The sequence below is a fragment of the Bacillus sp. F19 genome, assembly GCA_023823795.1.
GTDB lineage: Bacteria > Bacillota > Bacilli > Bacillales > Bacillaceae > Bacillus_P.
Genome location: CP085710.1, coordinates 4,725,189 through 4,747,411 on the forward strand (window position 1 = coordinate 4,725,189; position 22,223 = coordinate 4,747,411).

The following is a 22,223-nucleotide window of genomic DNA, read 5'->3' on the forward strand; positions in this document are numbered from 1 at the left end:
TTAGAAAAGCGTAAGCGCCCGTTTAGCTCAGGCATGACAGATAAGAATCCGGCAGAAAAGTCCGGTTTTGACTTTTCCTGCGGATTTGTTCCGGCCGAGGAGTTGGGCGCTTCCGCTTGCCATCAATGCGCAAAATTTTATACTTTCTTATATCTTAAAAAAGCTATCTTATTAAAGATAGCTTATCTTAAAAAGTCCATTAATGTTGGCTGAATGATTCTTGCGCCGACTGATAACGCAGCCCGATGAATGCTTTCTTGTGCAGTTAAATCCATGATGACCTTCTCTAAATCAGCATCTTCGTTTTCAGATAGAATTCGTGTTGAAACAATCTCTTGTTTTCCAACTCGATCTTCAATAAGCTCCAGGCGATTGTATCTGGCTCCGAGTTCTGCACGTTCCGCTGACATTGAGTCCATTTTACCGTCAAGGTCAGAAAGCAATCCGTCTAATCCAGATGCGTCACCAGAACTTAACGCCTTTTCAATGGAACCTATCACCGCAAATAAGTCCTCGCTGAAAACATTGTCAGAATTTATATTCGCTTTCAATTGAACACCCTTAGAAACCTCAATTTCAAATGGTGATTTATCAATGTTTACTGTTACTGTTCCATCAGCGTTAAGTGTAACAGGCGCTTCTTTCGTCTGTGTCCCATTAAAAATATAATTCCCAGCCACTTGCGTATTTGCAGATCCAACCAAATCTTCCTTCAGCTGCTTCATTTCAGCGCCAATCGCCTTTAAGTCCTCGGGGCTGTTCGTTCCATTTCTGGCCTGAACCATCAGTTCACGCACTCGCTGAAGAACTTGTGTGCCCTGCTCAATTCCCGCTTCTGAGTTCTCCATCCACTGATAGGCCTCAGAGATGTTGCGCCGGTATTGTTCGACTTCGGTTAAGTTCATGCGATAGTGCATTCCCTTCATGACGACAACGGGATCATCAGATGGGCGGTTGATTTTCTTGCCGGTTGCGAGCTGGTCCTGGTAGGTGCCCATTTTTTCATAGCTTTTGCTTAGGTTGCGGAGCGAGTTGCCTGCGAGCATGTTTTGAGTTACGCGCATGATTGTTCACCTACCTTCTTAGTCCGTTAATAATTGTATCGAGCATTTCATCCTGTAATGAAATCATTTTTGCTGAAGCGTTGTATGCGTGTTGGAATTGGATCATGTTTGTCATCTCTTCATCCAGTGATACAGCGCTGACAGATTGACGGCGCTTGTCAACTGCAGAACGGAGCACATCGCTGTTGCTTACCAGACGGTTTGCTTCCTGTGCGTCAACAGCCATGCCTCCGATTAAGCTTTCATAGAAATCCTGGATGGCTGTCGTTTTCCCGCCGATTGTGAAGGTTTGATTTTTTACTTCTGAAAGCGCAAGCGCATTTTTCCCATCACCCATATTGCCGTTTGAGGATGCGGCAATGTTATCAGTTGAGTCTATGATAGATTGATGAAGGGTTAACATAGACGCTGCATCTTTAGGCGGATCTGTCATGTTAGTAAAATCAAAAAACGGTGTACTGCTTGCCCCATTTTCTTCAATCCGCTTGATGCTGTACCCCGCTTCCTGAACTTTGTTCACTTCTGTCGCAAAGCTGTATGCCAATTCATCAAGCTGCCTAAGCATCTCCGGATACAATCCATTTGCGGAACCGTCTGAACTGTATCCGTAGGAATCTATTAACCCGCGAATTTCGCCGACACTTCCAAATTCTTTAACATCTATAGCATTTGAGCCTATCGAAACCGAGTCTACTAATCCATTATCAGAAGAAAATCCGATGCTTAATTCATTGACAGATTTACTCGTGCCATCTACTAAAGTTCCAAGTGATTTACCGTTAGCATCCATGATTTCAATCGTTACAGTTCCTTCTGCAACAGCAAGCGAGTTTCCTCCGCTTTTTCCGTTTGAAATTTTGATGTTGGCAAGACCTGATAGCTGATCGAGAAGACGATCGCGTTCGTCGTACAGATCGTTCGCCAGGTAGCCATGCGGTTCGATTTCAGAAATTTGTTTATTGATGCTGTTAATCTGGTTTGCAAGTGAGTTGATTTCTTTTGTTGATACCACTATTTCACTTTTCAGTTCTCCTTGAACAGCTTTAAGTGAAGTCGATAAGTATTGAAACGTTTCTGCTACTGCAGCCCCGCGTTCGCGGACAACCGCACGTGCCCCCGCATTTGCAGGATTCAATACGAGATCCTGCATGGACTGCCAGAAGCGGTCAAAGCTTTTGGAAAGGCCTGTTTCAGATGGTTCGTTCATGATTTCTTCCATTTTCAAAAGAGAATCAGCACGAGAATCCCAGTAGCCTACTTTGTTATTTTCGTAGCGGAATTGTGTATCGAGAAAGCTGTCTCTCACCCGCTCGATTGTTCCCGCTTCAACGCCTGTTCCAATTTGGCCCGGAAACTCAGGGCGGTTCATGGATGGTGCAGGGTATGCCTCAGTCTGCACAAAATTAACACGCTGTCTTGTGTAGCCGGGCGTGTTAGCGTTTGCAATATTATGTCCAGTTGTGTTTAAGGCGCTTTGCTGTGTAAACATTCCTCTTTTTGCAATTTCAAGTCCTGAAAAAGTCGAGCGCATGGTTCATTCCTCCGAGCATTAGGCTTTTGAGTCAAATAAAGATCTTCGTTTCGGTTCTGAAGCCGTTCTGCCCGGAGGCTTATAGGCTGGAGATTGTTCCTTTGGCATCAGCATGTCCATTGATAAGGAGACAAACTGCAGGGCCTGGATGGTAAGCTGCTGATTCAGCTTATTGGCGTTCTTCAGCTTTTCCATTACATCTGTTAATGACTGAAAAAGATCAGAGAATTTTTCTTTATCTGCTCCCTCTGCTTTTTCCATGCATGCCGACAAAGTTAAGTCATCTTCCCGGTTTAAATAGGCCGAAGCAAGAGCGATCCGTTCATTTTCCACTTGCTTGATGGCCTGTACATAGATTTGTTCCTGCTTGAGTGTTTGCTGCAACACAGTCAGGTCTTTTGTTTTCAAGGCTTCTGTTTTTGTTTGCGCTAATTGGTATAGCTGCCGATTCAGCCCGAGCAGCTTCTCAAGCTTTAGAATTAATGACTGTGCTGACACTGCAAGTCCTCCCGAAATCTATTTTTGGTAATGTTTGATGATGCTGTTTGCGATAGCTTTTGGATCAATGGAATAGGTGCCGGTTTCTACTTGCTTTTTTATTGCAGCTACCTTTTCTTGTCGTGCCTGGTCAATGGCATTTTGCTGCTGAAGCTCTTTTGCCTTTGATGATATTTCAACCTTATCCTGCTTTTTAGCCGGCTGCGCTGCTTCCTGCTGCTTTTCTGCAGTTCGTTTATAAGGATTTATCCCTGCTGAGTTTAAGTGATTAATCTTCATCCCTTTTCCTCCATTCTTTCGTTCTTTCTCGTTACTTTCTATATCGGCTGAAATTAATTGTTATTAATAAATTTAGTTATTTTCAGGCTGAAAGGTATAGTAGGTCGCCTGCTTCTCTGTGACTTTTTGCCGGCGTTCTTCTTCCTGTTCTAATTCAAACAGCTGAGTTTTAATGTCTTCCCCGCAAGAAATACAAAGCTTATTTTCTCTGATCAGCTTTCCGCATTTCTGACAATGATAACCGAGGTTCGGGAAGTTGGCGAGCTGAATTCTGCCCTGTCTGATAAATTTCAGAATCAGCTCCTCTTCAACTCCCGTATGCTCTTCGACATTTGATAGAGTTGCTGTTCGATTTTTACTCTGCTTTATAAACCCGTAAACGAATTCGAATTTACGTTCTTCTTCTTTATAACATGCATCACAAACCGTTTTAAATTGTGTTTTCACAAATAGCTGGTAGCATTCCGGACAGTTCGATAGTTCTCCCATTCGATGATTCTCCTATCATTGTAATATATCTTTACTATCGGAATCAGTTTGAAAACGTTTAGCCTCGAACGAGCGTAAGAGAAGAAACACTTTCAGCACCATGGTCTATAAGCAGTTTGGCTGCGTGTCTGATCGTGGTTCCTGTTGTATAAATATCGTCAATCAGAAGAAGGTTTTCTCCGGAAAATTCAGAGTTGCTATTTATGAAAAAAACATTTTCAGTCTGCAGGCGTTCGGTTCTTGTTTTCTTAGATTGTTTTTCTAAGTGAATACGCATGAGAGGTTCGTGAATTGGGGCATGGAGTAAGTCAGCAAGCAAGCGTGCCTGATTGAATCCGCGTTCATAAAGCCGCTCTTTACTGAGAGGAATGGGGACAAGAAGGGAATTCTTTGAGAAATGCTTAGAGAAGATGTTTTGAAAGGGCTCGTAAAAGAGGTCAGCTAATTGTGCATCGCCTCTATATTTGTATCTGGCGATTAAATCTTTCATAAATTCATTGTATTGATAAACAGAATGATTACTCGCAAGGACGCTGCCAAACAGGGGATCTGCTTGCCATCTTACACAGTCATAGCAAGCTTTTGCCTCAGATTGGGGCCGATCGCACATTGGACATACAGTACCTTCAATCAAACAGAACTTAGATGAACAATCAGCACAGCATGCACTCTCTTGTTCATCTAAAAAAAATACGCTTCTCCAGGATACAGCTTTTTCAAGCTCACCCTGGCAAATAAGACATCTGTTCATTACTCACCTCTGACATAAGTTTCGCACTTCGGTGTATCGGAGACCATCTTTGCACATTCTGCTAATTTGACAATTAAAGTCGTCATTTGCTGTTTGTCGACAAATTCTGCTTTCACATAAGCAACCTTATCCGGGTTGGTTAGGTATCTCGGCTGAATCCTGTTTAAAACAAGGGCAAGCACGTCATTTAAGCATTCCTCACACGTACAATTCATCTGCAGAGCAGTCTTATATTCATCTAATAAATCGACCATGATTCGTTCCATCGCATTAACTACCACCGCTCTACCCCCATCCACATTATCTTGTAGATGATTATGCCACAGAAGGAATATGTTGGATAGAAATAATACCTTAAACAGTTACAAAGTCACTCTTTTCGCCTCAGCATTCATCATTTGGATATGCTTTTTGGCACGAATCATCGCTTCTGTTTTACCGTAATGAAAAAATCGCACATCTCCGCTTGGGTGCTTCGCACTTCTGCCGACACGGCCGGCAATTTGCACCAGCGCACTCTCTGTAAAAACATTGTCCTCTGCTCCCAGCACAGCAACATCAGAATTAGGAATGGTGACTCCTCTTTCTAAAATAGTGGTGGTAATAATAATGGGAATCACTCCATCTCGGAAGCGCTGAACCTTTTCTTTACGAGCAGGGTCTTCTGCAAAAACCCCTTCTATTAAAGGATCCTGCTTTTTTAATAGAGCCGTCGTTTCTTCTAATAACGGTATGGATGGAACGAATAGGAAGGCTTGTTTTTTTGATTCCAAATGGGAGGAAATCCATTCTTGAACGTTTAATGGGAGTTTGTCTTTTTGAAGTGCCCTTTTATAATTCCCGCACCATGAAAAGACAGGTAAAGGAAGCGGATGACCGTGGTATCTTTGAGGGATTTTGACTTGATTGGCAATCTTTTTCTTCAGGCTGCTGGAAGGTGTTGCCGTTAAATAGATGAGGGAGCTTTGTTCTTTTCTTGCCCGTCCCGCAGCAAACTGGAGACTTTGATCAGCTGAGTAAGGAAATGCATCTACTTCATCTATGACCATTAAATCAAACGTTTGTTCAAAACGGAGAAGCTGGTGAGTCGTGGATATGGTGAGGTTAGCCTGCTTATATCGGTCTTCGCTCCCTCCATATAGAGCAGCAATTTCCGCTTGAGGAAAAACGGACTGAAACCTTGGGGCAAGTTCCAGGACAACATCCATGCGCGGCGTTGCGATGCAGACTTGCTTGTTCTCTAATAAAGCTTTTTCAATTCCTTTGAAAAGCATTTCTGTTTTCCCTGCACCGCATACAGCCCAAATCAGCAAATCGCTTTGATTTTTCAGCGCATGCAGCATTCGGTCTGACCCTTTTTGCTGCTCTCTTGATAGCTTTCCTTCCCAGTGCATCGCCTTAAATTTTTTATGCTGAATGTGTGATTCAGGACCAGCCCACCTAAGTAATGGCGTGCATTCACTGACTCTTCCCATAAGAATGCAAGAGCGGCAATACGAGCAATGTTCACCGCACCTTGCACACTTAAAGGAGCCGATCAAGCTTTGATCACTGTTGTTGCAGCGATTGCATCTAAGCCGTTTATTTGTTTTCTCCAAGCCATACGCATACTCAATATAGCCGTTTTCATAATGCCGGTGTATGATTTCTAACGGAAATGGAATTTCATCTATGAGCAGTTTTCTTCCCTGAAGGTGTTTTTGGAGGTCATTGGAATATGTAAACGATGGATTGATTTGGCTAACACGGAGGTGATGCTTTGAAATAGGCAATCCTTCTTTGTTATTCTCTGTGGGTTTCAACAATCCGTTATGTATGTGAAATTTCATTCTTCATTGAACTTGATTTTTCTGAATCTTTTTTCCGCACTGATGGGAGTTCGATTTAGTTGTCTTGCAATATCCCGGAATTTAACACCTTGCTTTCTTAAGTCCATTAACTTTTTGTCCTCTAATGTTGTCCAATGACGGTAGGCGCGTTTCTGTAAGTCAATTTCCTGCATGTGACCACTCCTCTAGTTTAATAAAGCATTATCTAAAGTATGTTAAATTCTGCAGAAATTGTCTAGTCTTGTCACATTAATTACAAAATGCGGAAAACAAATTTTCGGTGCGAATTTCGTTATTTTTTCGTTGATTTTTTAAAATTTGTTGTTTCGACAAGCGAAATAGTATGGAGGTCTCCTATCAAGGAAAAGGCACAGAAATCGGAAGCCGTTGAGCCTTGTTTTTGAAGAGAATTAATTATCAATTCTTCATTTTGGCTTTCAATAAAATTATTTTCTCGTGTGGGACACTTTTATGAGATCTAAGATTTCCCAAAATAATTCCCGGACTTTCCGATTCCAAGACTTTTCCTATTAATTACGAGACTTTCCGCGTTAATTCCTAGACTTTCCGCGTTAATTCCGAGACTTTTAGAAATCATTCCTCAAAATTGTGAAGAAATGCAGATTCATCAAAAAAACTGACCCAAAAAGCAGCATGTTGCAACTTTTTGAGTCAGCCTCTTATCTCTTATACCACCCAAGTCCTATTGCTCCTTCACCTAAATGCGTGCCGATAACCGGTCCGAAATAGCTGATGGAGTATTCTACATGGGGATACTTTGCTTCAAGTTCTTCTTTCATTTGCTGAGCTTCATCCGGGCGATTGGCATGAATGATGGCCGCACGCATCGGGTCTCCAGCGCCAGCGACTTCATCGAAAAGCTCATAAATGCGGTTGATTGCTTTTTTGCGTGTGCGGATTTTTTCAAAAGGGACGATCAGTTTGTCAACAAAATGCAGAATTGGCTTTACCTGCAGCAGGCTGCCGATCAGTGCCTGTGCGCCGCTTAAACGTCCGCCGCGCTGAAGATGTGATAAATCATCTACCATGAAATAAGCTTGAATTGATTTTTTCACTTCGTTTAGACGTGTCATTATTTCCTCAGGTTTAATGCCTTCTGCAGCAAGCTCCGCTGCCTCAATGGCATAAAAACCCTGGACCATGCAGCTGACTTCCGAATCGAATGCATAAACATCAATGTTATCGACCATTTGACCTGCTGACACAGCTCCGTTGTAGGTACCACTGATTCCACTTGATAAATGAACACTGATCACTGCATCATATTCCTTAGAAAGTTCTTCAAATAATTCAACAAATTTGCCAGCAGACGGCTGTGAAGTAGTCGGAAGCTCGCCTCTGTTTCTGACTTCTTCGTAAAAGTCTGCAGCGGTTATTTCAACTTCCTCCCGGTATACTTCCCCGCCAAAAATCACGCTCAGCGGAATCATCTGAATATTTAACCGCTCACGTGTTTCTTTTGGAATATAAGCTGTGCTATCCGTAACTATTGCCGTTTTCATATATGTACCTTCCTTGTAATCGACTTCTCTTAATGTACTTTTCATTCTATAAGATAATGCTTCTAATTTCATTACTTTGTATGTAAATAAATGGTGAAGAAATAAGAAAAGTGCAAGCGCCCGTTTAGCGCAGGCAGACAGAGAAGAATCCGGCAGAAAAGTCCGGGTTTGACTTTTTGCCGGATTTGTTCTGGCCGAGGAGTTGGGCGCTTCCGCTTGCCATCAATGCGCAAAACTTTATACTTTCTTATTTTTAAATAAATCCCTGCTATCTACTATAACAGGGATTTGCGAGATATAGATATGCAACTTTTAAAAAGCGCCGTGAAAAAGCAAAAAACCTGCCGAAGCAGGTTTTATCGCACTTCCACCCAGCCGTTTTTGATAGCAACGACTACTGCTTGAGTACGGTCATTTACGTTCATTTTTTGAAGAATGTTGCTTACGTGATTCTTAACTGTTTTTTCACTGATGAAAAGGGCTTCGCCGATGCCGCGGTTGCTTTTTCCGTCCGCAAGCATTTGCAGCACTTCACATTCACGGCGAGTTAAAATATGTAATGGGCGTCTGATTTCAGTCGTGATGGTTGTTGTGCCCCCGCCTGATCCGCTTGTAGCAAGACGTCTGAATTCATTCACAAGGTTATGTGTTACTTTAGGATGCAAGTATGACCCGCCATCAGAAACGACTTTTACAGCTTCGATCAGTGTGTCTGCATCCATTTCTTTTAACAAATAGCCGCGAGCGCCTGTTTTCAAAGCGTGAGTTACATAGTTCTCATCGTCGTGAATCGACAGGATGATTACTTTTGTTTCTGGATTTGATTCCACCAGCTGTTTTGTAGCTTCCACGCCGTTTACTTTCGGCATGTTGATGTCCATGATGACAACATCAGGCTTGCTGTCTTCAACGATGGCTAATGCATCTTCGCCGTCATCGCCTTCTGATACAACTTCAAAGCTTGGTTCGAAATCCAAGATTCGTTTAACGCCTTCTCGGAATAATTGGTGATCATCGATAATCGCAATTCTTGTCTTCATGCATACGCCTCCCATTTTTTATTCTAGTCTATTACACGGTGATGTCGTCAATATGCCTTTGGTCTATTTTTTCAGACATTGAGAGGCACCTGTATCATAATGAATGTCCCAAGACCTATTTTAGAATCGATTGTGATTCGGCCGTTTAAGAGCTCTACACGCTCTCTCATCCCAAGGAGACCGAATGATTTCTTCTGATTTTGCTTCATTTCTCTTGTATCGAAGCCTTTTCCGTTATCTTTGATCATCAGAATAATATTATTCTGATTCACCTCAACTTTAACCTGAATCTCACGGGCTTCGGCGTGCTTTAAAGCATTCGTGACTGCTTCCTGAGCCAGTCTGAATAACGCTACTTCAAAGCGGGGCGGAAGCCTGTTTTCTTCAAAATCGCCGAGGCTTGAAAATAAGATACGGGTTTTCCCGTTATACTCTTCGATTGTATAAAGGTACTTTCTGAGGGTTGGTATGAGTCCAAGGTCATCCAGTGCCATTGGCCTTAAATCATAAATAATCCTCCGAACCTCATACAGGGCATTGCGGACATTTTGGCGAAGGCTGCGGATTTCTTTAAAACCTTCGTCAGACCCCCGCTCTCTGAAGATCCGTTCAATCAGCTCTGAACGCATCATCACGTTCGCAAGCATCTGAGCAGGCCCATCGTGAATTTCCCTTGAAACGCGCTTGCGCTCCTCTTCCTGTGCTTCAATGATCCTTAGACCAAAAACCTGCTTCTGCTGTGCATCCTCAATCAGCATGCCGACCTGACGAAGATCCTGATGCAGATAATTCAAGACAACAGATATTTGGCTCACAAGCACCTCTGCCCGTTCAATCGTTTCCTGAAGCCCAAGCAGCCTTCTCTCTAAATCATCCCGCCGATCTCTGAGCTGCTTCTCTTTTTGCTGAAGCATGGTGAGCTCCACCTGAAGCTTGTGGGCCTTCTCATAGGCTTCCCTGATCTCTTCCTCGCTGAATTGCTTAAAGTGCTTGCTCACCTCAGACAGACGCTTTCTGGCAAACCTGGCGTGAACCTCAAGCTTGTCTCCCTGTTCAATCACATCATTAACCTGTATCTTAATTTGTTTTAATTCTTCTACAAGCTCTTCATATTGCTGACGGGACTGCTCGCCGATCTTAAAAATTTCGCCTTTGCTGCCGTCAACCGTCGCTACCATCTTATCCAGAATTTGATCAAGCACCTTGCAGTCAAGCTTCTTGGAGTCCACTATATCTCCTCCACTAATAATGGGTTAAAATAAACTTCACACAATATTCCACAATATAATGATTGAAGTGAAAATTTTGTCGCTTTATAATATAAGAATGTGCATTTATAATTCCATTTGCCTTCTATAAGCTTGCAAGGAGGTGTACAAGCATGCTTTCACACTATTATACCGTAAAAGGATACGGAGAGCATGAAATATCCATTCAGAAATCACGTTTTATTTGTTATATAAACCGCGCAACAACCGAAGAAGAGGCGCAAGCCTTCATTCAGCAGATAAAAAAGAAGCATTGGGATGCGACACATAACTGCTCAGCCTATTTAATCGGCGAACACGATCTGATTCAAAAAGCAAATGACGACGGAGAACCAAGCGGAACCGCCGGCGTGCCTATCCTTGAAGTGCTTAAAAAGAGACAATTAAAAGATACAGTTGCCGTTGTCACCCGTTATTTTGGAGGCATAAAGCTCGGCGCAGGCGGACTGATCCGCGCATACGGGAGCTCAACCTCTGAAGCCCTGAATGCAATCGGCATTGTCGAGTGTAAGTTAACGCGCGTGATGCATACTAAGATTGATTATACATGGCTTGGAAAAGTGGAAAATGAACTCAGAAATTCACACTATCAGCTTAACGAAATTCATTACCTTGATAACGTTGAGGTGGAGACGTTTGTCGAAGAAGGCCAAAAGGATCAATTCATAGAATGGATGACAGAGCTGACAAATGGCCAGGGTGAAATCATCGAAGGTACTCAAATCTATTTAGAACAGCCAAAAATTTAAACGGACAGAGGAGTAATTTATGAATAGGCAGGAAGTTAAGAAAATAAAGAAAAAGAAGAAAAAAAGCGTTTTTAAACGAATATTATTTTTGTTCTTCATACTATTTCTATTAGTTGGCGGATATGCAGGCTATGTCTTTTATCAAACCTATCAGGCCGCTAACAATTCATATGATGATTTAGGAAGAGATAAATCCAAATTGCGCGATGAGGCCGTGAGCATCTCTAACGATCCTGTTTCCATTTTGTTAATGGGGGTTGAAAATTACTCAAGCGGAGGATCCGGCGGACGGGCTGATACACTTATGGTAGCTACTTTTAATCCAAAGGATCAGACGATGAAATTATTAAGTCTTCCGCGCGATACACGCGTAGAAATCCCAGGTAAAGAAACAAAGCGCAAAATCAATTCTGCCTATTCAACTGGCGGAAAAGAACTGACAATTGAAACGGTCGAAGGTTTCTTGGATATTCCAATTGATTATTATGCAACAGTTAACTTCGAAGGCTTTAAAAACATCATCGATATCATAGGCGGCATTACAGTGGACGTTCCTTTTGATTTCACACAAAACAGTGATGATCCAAAAGCCGAAAAACTTGAGTTTACTGAAGGACCAATGAAAATGGATGGAAGATACGCTTTGGCCTATGCAAGAATGAGGCTGCAGGATCCTAACAATGACATTGGCAGAAATGAAAGACAGCAGCAGGTTGTAAAAGAAGTCATCAATGAGATTGTATCAGCAGGCACTCTTCTGAAGGTTGATCAGCTGACAAGTGAAATTGGAAAGAACGTAGAAACCAACATGACAATGTCAGAGCTATTAGGTTTTTATAAAAAGTACAACAACTTTAACACGGATAAGATTGAAACTGTGAAGCTTGAAGGCGTAGGAGAATACATCGGCAACGCCGCTTACTGGATTCCAGATGATACAAGCTTAGAAGAAGTCAAAGACGAGTTAAAAGACCATTTAGAGCTTAAATCAGCTGAAGACGATAACTTAGACAGCAATTAATACCGAAAAGCTCCAGCCTTACATGGCTGGAGCTTTCTTTATTTTATAACAAAGCTTTAGCGAAGAGAGAACAGTAAACGACTTTCCTTGCTTTAATGAAAATTTGGCGTCAATCCACGCAGAGCACCCAACTCGCAGAAAATGACATTCATTTAGCAAAAAACCTTATCCAATTCGCAAGAATCCCTGTTCAATTCGCAAAAACGGGCTTCCAACTCGCAAACCTTAATTTCAACGGATAAACTGCATTAAAAATGCCTGTTTTGGCTATTTTATCGATGCTGCTGCTGAAAACGAATGATTTTTAGCTGTGTAGGCATCTCCCTCTCGTATATCAGAGCACGCAACTAGCAAAAAACCTTATCCAATTCGCAAGAATCCATGTTCAATTCGCAAAAACGGGCTTCCAACTCGCAAACCTTACTTTCAACGGATAAACTGCATTAAAATGCCTGTTTTGGCTATTTTATCGATGCTGCTGCTGAAAACGAATGATTTTCCGCTGTGTGTAGGCATCTCCCTCCCGTTTCAGAGCACGCAACTAGCAAAAAACGACATTCATTTAGCAAAAAACCTTATCCAATTCGCAAGAATCCCTGTTCAACTCGCAGAAATGGGCTTCCAACTCGCAAACCTTACTTTCAACGGATAAACTGCATTAAAAATGCCTGTTTTGGCTATTTTATCGATGTTGCTGCTGAAAACGAATGATTTTCCGCTGTGTGTAGGCATCTCCCTCTCGTTTCAGAGCACGCAACTAGCAAAAAACCTTATCCAATTCGCAAGAATCCATGTTCAATTCGCAAAAACGGGCTTCCAACTCGCAAACCTTACTTTCAACGGATAAACTGCATTAAAAATGCCTGTTTTGGCTATTTTATCGATGCTGCTGCTGAAAACGAATGATTTTCCGCTGTGTAGGCATCTCCCTCTCGTATATCAGAGCACGCAACTAGCAAAAAACGACATTCATTTAGCAAAAAACCTTATCCAATTCGCAAGAATCCATGTTCAATTCGCAAAAACGGGCTTCCAACTCGCAAACCTTACTTTCAACGGATAAAATCCCTGTTCAACTCGCAGAAATGGGCTTCCAACTCGCAAACCTTACTTTCAACGGATAAACTGCATTAAAAATGCCTGTTTTGGCTATTTTATCGATGTTGCTGCTGAAAACGAATGATTTTCCGCTGTGTGTAGGCATCTCCCTCTCGTTTCAGAGCACGCAACTAGCAAAAAACGACATTCATTTAGCAAAAAACCTTATCCAATTCGCAAGAATCCCTGTTTAACTTGCAAAAATAGGTTTCCAACTCGCAAACCTTACTTTCAACGGATAAACTGCATTAAAATGCCTGTTTTGGCTATTTTATCGATGCTGCTGCTGAAAACGAATGATTTTCCGCTGTGTGTAGGCATCTCCCTCTCGTTTCAGAGCACGCAACTAGCAAAAAACCTTATCCAATTCGCAAGAATCCATGTTCAACTCGCAAAAATGGGCTTCCAACTCGCAAACCTTACTTTCAACGGATAAACTGCATTAAAATGCCTGTTTTGGCTATTTTATCGATGTTGCTGCTGAAAACGAATGATTTTCCGTTATGTGTAGGCATCTCCCTCTCGTTTCAGATCACATAACTAGCAATAACCGACATTCATTTAGCAAAAAACCTTATCCAATTCGCAAGAATCCATGTTCAACTCACAAAAATGGGCTTCCAACTCGCAAACCTTGATTTCAACGGATATACTGGATTAAAATGCCTGTGTTGACTATTTTATCGATGCCGCTGTGTAGACATCTACCTCTCGTTTCAGAGTACACAACTAGCAAAAAACCTTATCCAACTCGCAAGAATCCCTGTTCAACTCTCAGAAATGGGCTTCCAACTCGCTTAAGCTCCATTTCCAGTGAAGAAAACAAAAAAACCGCACAGCAGCAGCTATGCGGAATTAATTATCTTTTTGAGGCTTTGGCTTAGCCATAAGCTTTCTGAATGCATTTATAAGCGGTTTATGGCCTTCCCCGATTAATCCGACGAGCTCAGCTGTTATCTGGATGAAGAACAGCAGAATCATCATAATTAAGAGAGCCATCCACATCGTTGCATTTGAGAAAAGAATAGCCGACAGACCAAAGCATGCGCTGAAGAAGTAAATAAGCAGCACGGACTTTCTGTGGCTGAATCCCATGTCCACTAAACAATAGTGCAAATGAAGCTTATCGGGTGCAGCGATGTTCTGTCTGTTCACCAGTCTTCGCACAATCGCAAAAAGTGTGTCAAAAATAGGTATAGCCAAAACAATGATCGGAATAATAAAACCGAATAATGTGATGTTTTTAAATAATCCCATTGTCGACAGAATAGAGATGGAATATCCGAGGAACAGCGCTCCGGTATCTCCCATAAAAATCTTCGCCGGGTAGAAATTGTGAATCAGGAATCCGAGCGTGCTTCCGATCAGAATCACACACAGGGATACAACTGCAAATTGAAAATTAGTAAACGCCATGATCAGGATACTGGTCATCGCAATTGATGAAACGCCCGCTGCCAGCCCGTCTAATCCATCGATCAAATTGATGGCATTTGTGACGCCGACGATCCAGAGAATGGTTACAGGATAGCTCCAATAATCAAGATAGATCAGTCCGAAAAATGGAAGGGTAATCTTGTTAATAAGCAATCCGGATGAGACAACGACTGCTGCTGCAGCCAACTGCCCTGCAAGCTTATACTTTGCCGAAAGAGTAAAGCGATCATCAAGAATACCAATGATGATAATGATGAAAGCACCGATTATAATCTCTTTCATATACATTGATTCAGGACGCAAGTACAGGTAGCCTGCCACAACTCCGATAAAGATGGCAAGACCGCCAAGCCTTGGCATTAGGCCCTGATGGATTTTTCGCTTGTTGGGCTTATCAACCGCCCCGATTTTTATCGCAAGTTTTTTTATAAGTGGCGTAATAGATACAGCCACTATAAACGATATTATAAAAGCTATAATATATTTAGAATAATCTAACATGCTTACACCAACTTGTGTGAGATATTTTCACTTCCTCCATCATAGCAAAAATATATAAACTTGCAATTATTATTTTGTTAAGATTTTGTACGCTTTATTCTAAGTATGAACTCTTTTTGAACAAAATCATAATCGCTATTGCTGCTTCAGCAATTTTTTATAAAATGAGACTAACTTTTTTTCTTCAGTTTCCCAATTATAGGTTGTTTCGAAACTCTTTCTTCCATTTACACCAAAATCTTTTGTCTTTTCCGGATCATGCAGGAGCACATTCAATGCTCCAGCAATGGATTCAGGCTTCTCAGGATCAATCAAAAGTCCGCTGTGTGAATTCTCTACCACTTTCCGGTAATGAGGGAAATCAGAAGCCAGAATCGCAACGCCTGCTGCCATGTATTCAAATAGTTTATTGGGCAGACAAACCAAATGATTGAGCTCAGGCAAGTAAGGAATAATACCTATTGAAGCCTTTGACAGATAGGTTTCGATTTCTGAATAAGGCACACTTCCCATAAACTCCACCCGGTCAGCCAATCCATAATCTTTTACCTTCTGTTTGATTTTCCGTTCGAATGCTTCAGACTCAAATCTTCCAACAAAAACAAACCTTGCATCCGGATGCTTTACCGCTGCCAGTGAAAAGGCCTCTGTTAACTGTTCAATCCCTCTGATAGGAGTTATTCCGCCAAGATAAAGAATCATGTCAGGATCTTTCAGCGCAGAGTGATTGAGCGTGAACATCTCAGTCAAAGGATAGTTTTCAATCTTGCAGGAGTTATATCTCTGATACCTCTCTCCTACTTCGTCCGTCGTATAAATAACACCTGACAAAATAGGCAGAGAAATTCTCTCAATGGCTTCGTAAATGAAACGGACAGGTTTTTTCATCCAGCTTTTCAAGTATTTTTTGCTCATAATCGCATTAGGGTAATGCTCATGGGCATCAAAGATTACAGGCTTTCCGGTAAAAATACGAAGCAGAACCCCAACTGGAATAAGCTCTGGATCATGAAAATGATAAAGGTCCGCATTTGTATTTCTTGCTGCTTTGAAAACGGTAAACGTATGTAAAAAACGCTTGAATTCCTGCTTTGGCTTTTCGATTGGAATAAGCGCTATTGAATCTTCCAGCATCTTCTCAGGCTTCGGTGCGACAAGTGAAACATCATACCCCGCCTTAACAAGAGATTTGCATTGCTTATGATAAATACGGCCGTCATATGCGTTATGAACAGACGTGATTACGCAGATTTTCTTCATAGATATCCATTCCTTTTTAAAGTTATAGCAGAGTATAGCGTTTAGCGCATTGATGTTCTCTCAACTCTAAGTTGTAACTTTTCAATTTATACTTTACACTATTATATTGACATATCCTAATTTTTAATAGAAAGGGATCACTATGAAAATCGTTTATATAACACAGCACTTTCCGCCTGAAATTGGTGCAGCACAAGGCCGTGCCTTTGATTTGAGTACGAATCTTTCAAACTTAGGGCATGATCTGCATGTGCTTACGGCCTTTCCAAATCATGAGTCAACTTCTAAATTGTACAGCAAAGAGAAGGTGAACAAGCTTTCCGTTTATCGCTCTTTTCGCATACGTGATACTAAAAAAAGCTCAATCCGGCGTTTAGCCAACTACTTGTCATTCATGTGCTCAAGCATCTTCAGCGGCTTGTTCGTTAAAAAACCGGATATTGTTTATGCAACCTCCCCCCAGCTCTTTCAAGGGGTTACCGGGTATGTGCTGAGCCGCATTCATAGAACAAAGTTCGTTTTTGAAGTCCGTGATTTATGGGTAGACTTCGCTGAAATTTTAGGCCAATTTAAAAACAAAAAATTACTGAATCTCGCCAGAAAGCTTGAGAATTTCATTTATAAAAAAGCGGATCTGATCGTTGTCGTCACTCACGGCTACAAAGATCGTCTGATAGACCTGGGTATTTCAGCAGAAAAGATCATCGTCATTCCAAACGGAGTGAATCCAAATACCTTAAAACCTGTTATAAAAAGGAACGATGTGAAAACGGAATACGGGATCGAAGATAAATTCCTCGTTCTTTATACAGGCAATATTGGGGCAGCGCAAGGTCTTCAGACCATCATAACAGCTGCGGTAAAGCTGAAGGGTGACCCTTCTGTCTGCTTTATGTTCATAGGTGAAGGTGTTGAAAAAGAAGCTTTAATGGAACAAGTGAAAGCAAATGAGTTAACCAACGTGCTCTTTCTCGACAGCAAAAGAAAAGAAGAATTGGCTTCCTACTACGACAGCGCTGATCTTGGCATTGTCAGTTTAAAAAAGCACCCATTATTCGAAATCACCATTCCATCCAAGGTGTTCGATTATATGGCGGTTTCACTGCCGGTACTGATCGGTGTTGAGGGTGAAGCCAGAGAGATCGTTGAGAAAAATCATGCCGGCTTCACATTTGAACCAGAGAATCCGGAAGACTTTATCCGTGTACTCAAGCTCGCCCAAAGCCAGCCTGAAACAATTAAAGAAATGAAGAAAAACCTGCGTCACCATCTTCTTCAATCTTTTAATAGAGAAACACAGGCAGCAGAGCTTTCTCAAGCCCTGCAAGACTACATTGAATCTCAAAGCATCAGCCGCATAAAAAAGACGACCTGATTTCAGCATCAGGTCGTTTTTTTTTTGATTTAAAAGAAATATAAAGTTTTGCGCTTTACTTGTCCAGCTCCACCGCCCAACTCCTCGGCCAGAACGGATCCGCCAAAAAAGTCAAACCTGGACTTTTCTGCCGGATCCTTATCTGTCTGTCGGAGCTAAACGGGCGGTTCCGCTTTTCTTATTATACTTGGAAAGGATCAGGCTTTTCATCACGCTTTTTGAAATAGTGCAGAATGGCTTCCACGATACGTCTGGAAGCTTCTCCGTCTCCATATGGATTAGAGGCTTTCGACATCTCTTCATAGCGTTCTTTATTGTTAAGCAGCTCGTAAGCAAGCTTATAGATCGTTTCCTCATCAGTACCTGCAAGCTTCAATGTTCCTGCTTCAATTCCTTCAGGGCGCTCTGTTGTGTCCCGCAAGACAAGAACAGGCACTCCAAGAGATGGCGCTTCTTCCTGTACGCCGCCTGAATCTGTAAGGATAATATGAGCCTTAGAAGCGAAGTTATGGAAATCATAAACGCCAAGCGGTTCGATTAAATGAATTCTAGGATCATTGCCAAGGATTTCATCCGCTATTTCACGAACAGCCGGATTTAAATGGACAGGATAAACTACCTGTACATCATTATGCTCTGTGATCAGGCGTTTAATCGCACGGAACATGTTTCTCATCGGCTCCCCTAAGTTCTCGCGGCGGTGAGCTGTTAATAGAATCATGCGGTCAGATCCTACCTTTTCAAGCACCTCATGAGTATAGGAATCCTTAACAGTTGTTTTTAAAGCATCAATCGCAGTGTTGCCTGTTATGTAAATCGTCTCGCCTTTTTTATTTTCCTGAAGCAGATTGGCCTCCGCTTTGTCCGTTGGAGCAAAATGAAGATCTGCAATCACACCTGTAATTTGACGATTAACCTCTTCAGGGAATGGAGAGTATTTGTTCCATGTTCTTAGTCCTGCTTCTACATGCCCGACAGCAATTTGATTATAAAATGCAGCTAAGCTTGCAACAAACGTTGTCGTTGTATCGCCATGAACCAGTACAAGATCAGGCTTAATTTCCTTCATCACTTCATCTAAGCCTTCGAGCGCCTTTGTTGTTACACCTGTCAGCGTCTGGCGGTCCTTCATAATGTTCAGATCATGATCTGGAGTCACTTCAAATAATTCCAATACCTGATCAAGCATTTGGCGATGCTGGGCAGTTACAGTAACGATTGAATCAATTTCATCCGGATACTTTTCAAGTTCAAGCACAAGCGGTGCCATTTTAATGGCTTCAGGTCTTGTACCGAAAATAGTCATGACTTTTAATTTGCGATCCATATATACGTAACTCCTTTTATAGTCCAATTTATGCAGCTAGTCTTATTATATCACGTGCCTGAAAAAGAGTATTTTTCTTTATTATTAGAATTTCATTTCATTTTAATTAAATATTTATAAAAAAGATGTGGTGCTTTAACCCCACACCACTACGATAAATTGTCATACATCTGTATCAGCTTTTTACTTTCTGCATCCCAAGTTAAAACCTCTCTGGCAAGCAGGCAGTTTTGCTGATAGTAAGAATATTGATTCATAATCTCCATAATGCCATTTACAATGCCTTCCGGAGTTTCCTCTGCCAGCACGCCGGTTTTGTACTCGCCAATAATGACAGACTTGCCGGGATGATTGGAAGAAACAGCAGGAACGCCTGCCTGAAGGTATTCAAAGATTTTATTAGGCGTTGAATAATAATTGTTCTTAGAAACCTTCTCATACATCACAAGGCCGATGTCAGCCTTCGCTGTATAATGAATTAAATCCTCAGAAGATACCTGATCGTGAAAAAAGACCCGGTCTGACAGTCCAAGAGATTGAGTACGGCTGACCAGCTCTTCTTTCAAAATACCCGAACCAATCATCACAAGTTTAAAGGTTTCAGGAAGCTTAGCCATCGCCTCAATGATCAATTCGAGTCCCCGGTACGGAGAAAATCCGCCTTGATAGAGCAGAATCGTATCTTCTTCCTTAAACCTATAATCCCAGTCAATTTGCTTATCCTGATTCAGGAAATCCTTGTGAAAAAGAGGAATATTTTGAATGAGCACACATGGTTTTTCACCGTTTTTTTCAAATAGATAATCTCTCAGATAAGGATTCACAGTAATAAGATAGTCTATCTTTTGAAAAAGCCGTTTTTCCATTCTGTATCCTACAATGCGGTCGAGCTGATTTCGCCCGGCCATCTCGTTAAAGATTTCATGTGAATCATAGATTAGCTTTGCAGAGAGATCATTTGAGAGCATGTGCCCCTGCCACAGCGTATTTAAATCATGACAATGAACGGCATCAATCAAGACATCTTTTAAATTCGCTTTGACCTTTTTATAAAATTCATAGTAGGCAAGGTAGTCTTTAGGAATTTTAACAATCGGCAGTCTGGCTGTGCGGACGATCAGCTTTTTTACTGCTGATTGTCTTGTTTGACCGCCGGCATTCCCTTTAGACATAGTTGCTTTCATGCTTTTAACTGTAATGTCAATCCGAACCAAGTGAATGTTTTTATGTAAAAAAGGAGCAGGCTCCTGGAATTCTCTGACGCAGGCTAAGTATACGGCATGTCCTGCATCAGCTAATGCCAAGGCCTCTCTTTTTACTCTCGCATCATAAGGAATATCCTTATACAGCAGCATGAGAATATTCATTATCTTGCCTTTTTCATAAACTCATCATATTCCTTGACGATCGGGCCTGTTTCTCCAACAGCCTTTTGCTCGCCAAGGTGAATCCAGACAACACGGTCACAGATCGCTCTTACTAGATTCGATGAGTGGGTTACAAGAATAACCGTTCTTTCTTGTTTGATTTTCTCCATAATTGCTTCACGGCATTTTAGCTGAAAAGCCGTGTCGCCTACTCCTAAAACTTCATCGATGAGAAGAATTTCAGGATCAAGCGAAATAGCAGTAGCAAAAGCGAGTCTTGATTTCATTCCTGCAGAATACGTACGGACAGGTTTATAGATAAAATCGCCAAGCTCGGAGAATTCTATAATATCATCGATTTTTTCATCAATCGTTTTCTTTTTATGACCTAAAAGGAGGCCATTCAGATAGATATTCTCGATCCCCGGCAGCTCAGGCTGAAATCCCGCTCCCAATGAAAGAAGAACTGGATGCTCCTCGTCCATGATGCTGAACTCGCCTTTATCTGGAGAAATCAGGCCGCTGAGCAGCTTTAAGAGTGTACTTTTACCAGAACCGTTTCGGCCGATTACGCCAAGAACCTCGCCTTTTTTCACTTCGAAGTTCAGGCCTTTCAGCGCCCAGAACCGGTCCTCTTTTTTATGAACACTGATTAGTTTTTTAAATGGTTTTTCTGTATGCTCCGGGTACGAAACCCAAAGATCTTTTACTTCAATTATATTTTCACTCAATTAAATCACCTTAGCATATTCTTTTTCATTTTTGTTCAGCAAACGGATGCCTAAATATAAAACGGCCATTGAAAGAATGGTTAAGATAGCCAGCGGCATGAACTCTGGAGGTTTTCCATACACCAGAATGTCCCGATATGATTCTATAAAAACCGTTAAAGGATTCAGATAAAGCAGCGGAATTAATTTTTCCGGAACGGTATTCAATTCAAACAATACAGGGGACAGATACATCATAGTCCTTGTAATATACTGCATCATGTTTTTCACATCGCGGATAAAGACACCAAGATGTGCCAAGAAAATCATACCCCCTAATAAACAAAACGCATTCAGGACAAAGATGAGCGGGAAATACAGTACGTACCACGTAAAGTCGATACCGTAAATAGCCAAAAACAAAAAGAGAACGACTACACTTATCAAATATTTAATACAGTTAACAAGCAAGCGAACCAATATGAAAATAATTTTCGGTACATACACCTGCTGCAGAATATTCCCTTTGGAGGAAATGGAGTTCGTTCCATCTACTAGAGCAGCAGTGAAAAATTTCAGAGGAATTAAACCAGTAAAGATGACGACTGGATAATCTGGCGTGCCTCTATCTAGTATGACAACGACTAATAAGTAGAAAATTGCCATATAAAAAATCGGATCCAGAATCCACCATAGAAAACCAAAATATGTCCTTGAGTTATTCGCTTTAAAGTCTGAAGTAGTCAAGTGATATATTAAATCTTTATTGTTTTTTATGGTTTTTATTGTATCTAATAGCATAAGATGTTCTCCTAACTAGCAAAATGTTGCACCTTAATAATAATATACTTACTTAAATCACCTTTCAAGTTTTACTCCAAATTGTAAAAGGATTGACATGAATTGAAATCGCAGAATAGGAACCCGCTGTACTCTATGGAAATTATTGTCTGCCCGATAGTGCGCTAAAAGCTCTGGATGATACCTCATGATTCCCCAACGAAGCTCTAAACCCAGAATCGGATAACCATTGAGAGCGTATGATGCCCCAAGTAACTCAAAACCCCGAATTGGGTAACCATTGAGAGCGTATGTTACCCCATAAC

Annotated in this window: 21 protein-coding genes; 3 read left to right on the forward strand and 18 right to left on the reverse strand. The window is 41.5% G+C overall.

The window, feature by feature from the left end:
- Window positions 1-182: 182 nt before the first annotated feature.
- From flgL to LIT25_24425, 12 genes are all read right to left on the reverse strand, one after another.
- Window positions 183-1,064: a flagellar hook-associated protein FlgL gene (gene flgL / locus LIT25_24370; GenBank protein ID USK33600.1), complete on the reverse strand. Its 882-nt coding sequence runs from the start codon at window positions 1,062-1,064 to the stop codon at window positions 183-185.
- 10 nt (window positions 1,065-1,074) lie between these two features.
- A complete protein-coding gene (gene flgK, locus LIT25_24375) occupies window positions 1,075-2,595 on the reverse strand; it encodes a flagellar hook-associated protein FlgK (GenBank protein USK33601.1) in 1,521 nt (506 codons plus the stop codon).
- Between the two features lie 18 nt (window positions 2,596-2,613).
- Complete coding sequence (locus tag LIT25_24380) at window positions 2,614-3,093, reverse strand: flagellar protein FlgN (GenBank protein USK33602.1); 480 nt, start codon at window positions 3,091-3,093, stop codon at window positions 2,614-2,616.
- 18 nt (window positions 3,094-3,111) lie between these two features.
- Complete coding sequence (gene flgM, locus LIT25_24385; GenBank protein USK33603.1) at window positions 3,112-3,372, reverse strand: flagellar biosynthesis anti-sigma factor FlgM; 261 nt, start codon at window positions 3,370-3,372, stop codon at window positions 3,112-3,114.
- A 72-nt stretch (window positions 3,373-3,444) separates the two neighbouring features.
- Window positions 3,445-3,861, reverse strand: coding sequence for a hypothetical protein (locus LIT25_24390; GenBank protein USK33604.1), 417 nt, complete (start codon window positions 3,859-3,861; stop codon window positions 3,445-3,447).
- A 58-nt stretch (window positions 3,862-3,919) separates the two neighbouring features.
- On the reverse strand, window positions 3,920-4,612 hold the full coding sequence (locus tag LIT25_24395) for a ComF family protein (GenBank protein USK33605.1): 693 nt from the start codon (window positions 4,610-4,612) through the stop codon (window positions 3,920-3,922).
- Window positions 4,612-4,893 carry a late competence development ComFB family protein gene (locus LIT25_24400; protein USK33606.1) on the reverse strand — a complete coding sequence of 94 codons (282 nt, stop codon included), beginning with the start codon at window positions 4,891-4,893 and terminating at the stop codon, window positions 4,612-4,614. The genes LIT25_24395 and LIT25_24400 overlap by 1 nt, the downstream gene beginning before the upstream one ends.
- Before the next feature lie 81 nt (window positions 4,894-4,974).
- Window positions 4,975-6,441, reverse strand: coding sequence for a DEAD/DEAH box helicase (locus LIT25_24405; GenBank protein ID USK33607.1), 1,467 nt, complete (start codon window positions 6,439-6,441; stop codon window positions 4,975-4,977).
- On the reverse strand, window positions 6,438-6,614 hold the full coding sequence (locus tag LIT25_24410; GenBank protein USK33608.1) for a hypothetical protein: 177 nt from the start codon (window positions 6,612-6,614) through the stop codon (window positions 6,438-6,440). The genes LIT25_24405 and LIT25_24410 overlap by 4 nt, the downstream gene beginning before the upstream one ends.
- A 507-nt stretch (window positions 6,615-7,121) precedes the next feature.
- Complete coding sequence (locus tag LIT25_24415; GenBank protein USK33609.1) at window positions 7,122-7,964, reverse strand: DegV family protein; 843 nt, start codon at window positions 7,962-7,964, stop codon at window positions 7,122-7,124.
- A gap of 356 nt (window positions 7,965-8,320) precedes the next feature.
- Window positions 8,321-9,004, reverse strand: a complete 684-nt coding sequence (locus LIT25_24420; protein USK33610.1) for a response regulator transcription factor — start codon at window positions 9,002-9,004, stop codon at window positions 8,321-8,323.
- Between the two features lie 71 nt (window positions 9,005-9,075).
- Window positions 9,076-10,233 carry a sensor histidine kinase gene (locus LIT25_24425; GenBank protein ID USK33611.1) on the reverse strand — a complete coding sequence of 386 codons (1,158 nt, stop codon included), beginning with the start codon at window positions 10,231-10,233 and terminating at the stop codon, window positions 9,076-9,078.
- Between the two features lie 152 nt (window positions 10,234-10,385).
- On the opposite strand from LIT25_24425, the gene LIT25_24430 reads away from it, so the two are divergent.
- Both LIT25_24430 and LIT25_24435 read left to right on the forward strand, forming a co-directional pair.
- On the forward strand, window positions 10,386-11,021 hold the full coding sequence (locus LIT25_24430) for a YigZ family protein (GenBank protein USK33612.1): 636 nt from the start codon (window positions 10,386-10,388) through the stop codon (window positions 11,019-11,021).
- 19 nt (window positions 11,022-11,040) lie between these two features.
- A complete protein-coding gene (locus tag LIT25_24435) occupies window positions 11,041-12,042 on the forward strand; it encodes an LCP family protein (GenBank protein ID USK33613.1) in 1,002 nt (333 codons plus the stop codon).
- Window positions 12,043-13,995: 1,953 nt separating this feature from the next.
- On the opposite strand, the gene LIT25_24440 is transcribed toward LIT25_24435, so the two are convergent.
- Together LIT25_24440 and LIT25_24445 are read right to left on the reverse strand one after the other, a co-directional pair.
- Complete coding sequence (locus tag LIT25_24440; protein ID USK33614.1) at window positions 13,996-15,078, reverse strand: undecaprenyl/decaprenyl-phosphate alpha-N-acetylglucosaminyl 1-phosphate transferase; 1,083 nt, start codon at window positions 15,076-15,078, stop codon at window positions 13,996-13,998.
- Window positions 15,079-15,213: 135 nt separating this feature from the next.
- On the reverse strand, window positions 15,214-16,338 hold the full coding sequence (locus LIT25_24445) for a glycosyltransferase family 4 protein (protein ID USK33615.1): 1,125 nt from the start codon (window positions 16,336-16,338) through the stop codon (window positions 15,214-15,216).
- Between the two features lie 142 nt (window positions 16,339-16,480).
- Here LIT25_24445 and LIT25_24450 point away from each other — a divergent pair, with 142 nt between their 5' ends.
- A complete protein-coding gene (locus LIT25_24450) occupies window positions 16,481-17,713 on the forward strand; it encodes a glycosyltransferase family 4 protein (protein ID USK33616.1) in 1,233 nt (410 codons plus the stop codon).
- 181 nt (window positions 17,714-17,894) lie between these two features.
- Here the strand turns inward: LIT25_24450 and wecB are convergent, their stop codons facing one another.
- From wecB to LIT25_24470, 4 genes are all read right to left on the reverse strand, one after another.
- Window positions 17,895-19,040, reverse strand: a complete 1,146-nt coding sequence (gene wecB, locus LIT25_24455; GenBank protein ID USK33617.1) for a UDP-N-acetylglucosamine 2-epimerase (non-hydrolyzing) — start codon at window positions 19,038-19,040, stop codon at window positions 17,895-17,897.
- A gap of 149 nt (window positions 19,041-19,189) precedes the next feature.
- Entirely contained in the window at window positions 19,190-20,407 is a 1,218-nt protein-coding gene (locus LIT25_24460; protein USK33618.1) for a glycosyltransferase, read from the reverse strand.
- Window positions 20,407-21,138, reverse strand: a complete 732-nt coding sequence (locus LIT25_24465; protein ID USK33619.1) for an ABC transporter ATP-binding protein — start codon at window positions 21,136-21,138, stop codon at window positions 20,407-20,409. Before LIT25_24465 ends, LIT25_24460 begins: the two co-directional genes overlap by 1 nt.
- Complete coding sequence (locus LIT25_24470; GenBank protein ID USK33620.1) at window positions 21,139-21,918, reverse strand: ABC transporter permease; 780 nt, start codon at window positions 21,916-21,918, stop codon at window positions 21,139-21,141.
- Window positions 21,919-22,223 lie beyond the last annotated feature (305 nt).

Coding starts and splice junctions, on each gene's coding strand:
- flgL (USK33600.1), bottom strand. CDS start 1,064: ATGCGCGTAACTCAAAACATGCTCGCAGGCAACTCGCTCCGCAACCTA.
- flgK (USK33601.1), bottom strand. CDS start 2,595: ATGCGCTCGACTTTTTCAGGACTTGAAATTGCAAAAAGAGGAATGTTT.
- flgM (USK33603.1), bottom strand. CDS start 3,372: ATGAAGATTAATCACTTAAACTCAGCAGGGATAAATCCTTATAAACGA.
- LIT25_24390 (USK33604.1), bottom strand. CDS start 3,861: ATGGGAGAACTATCGAACTGTCCGGAATGCTACCAGCTATTTGTGAAA.
- LIT25_24395 (USK33605.1), bottom strand. CDS start 4,612: ATGAACAGATGTCTTATTTGCCAGGGTGAGCTTGAAAAAGCTGTATCC.
- LIT25_24405 (USK33607.1), bottom strand. CDS start 6,441: ATGAAATTTCACATACATAACGGATTGTTGAAACCCACAGAGAATAAC.
- LIT25_24410 (USK33608.1), bottom strand. CDS start 6,614: ATGCAGGAAATTGACTTACAGAAACGCGCCTACCGTCATTGGACAACA.
- LIT25_24415 (USK33609.1), bottom strand. CDS start 7,964: ATGAAAACGGCAATAGTTACGGATAGCACAGCTTATATTCCAAAAGAA.
- LIT25_24420 (USK33610.1), bottom strand. CDS start 9,004: ATGAAGACAAGAATTGCGATTATCGATGATCACCAATTATTCCGAGAA.
- LIT25_24430 (USK33612.1), top strand. CDS start 10,386: ATGCTTTCACACTATTATACCGTAAAAGGATACGGAGAGCATGAAATA.
- LIT25_24435 (USK33613.1), top strand. CDS start 11,041: ATGAATAGGCAGGAAGTTAAGAAAATAAAGAAAAAGAAGAAAAAAAGC.
- LIT25_24440 (USK33614.1), bottom strand. CDS start 15,078: ATGTTAGATTATTCTAAATATATTATAGCTTTTATAATATCGTTTATA.
- LIT25_24445 (USK33615.1), bottom strand. CDS start 16,338: ATGAAGAAAATCTGCGTAATCACGTCTGTTCATAACGCATATGACGGC.
- LIT25_24450 (USK33616.1), top strand. CDS start 16,481: ATGAAAATCGTTTATATAACACAGCACTTTCCGCCTGAAATTGGTGCA.
- wecB (USK33617.1), bottom strand. CDS start 19,040: ATGGATCGCAAATTAAAAGTCATGACTATTTTCGGTACAAGACCTGAA.
- LIT25_24460 (USK33618.1), bottom strand. CDS start 20,407: ATGAATATTCTCATGCTGCTGTATAAGGATATTCCTTATGATGCGAGA.
- LIT25_24470 (USK33620.1), bottom strand. CDS start 21,918: ATGCTATTAGATACAATAAAAACCATAAAAAACAATAAAGATTTAATA.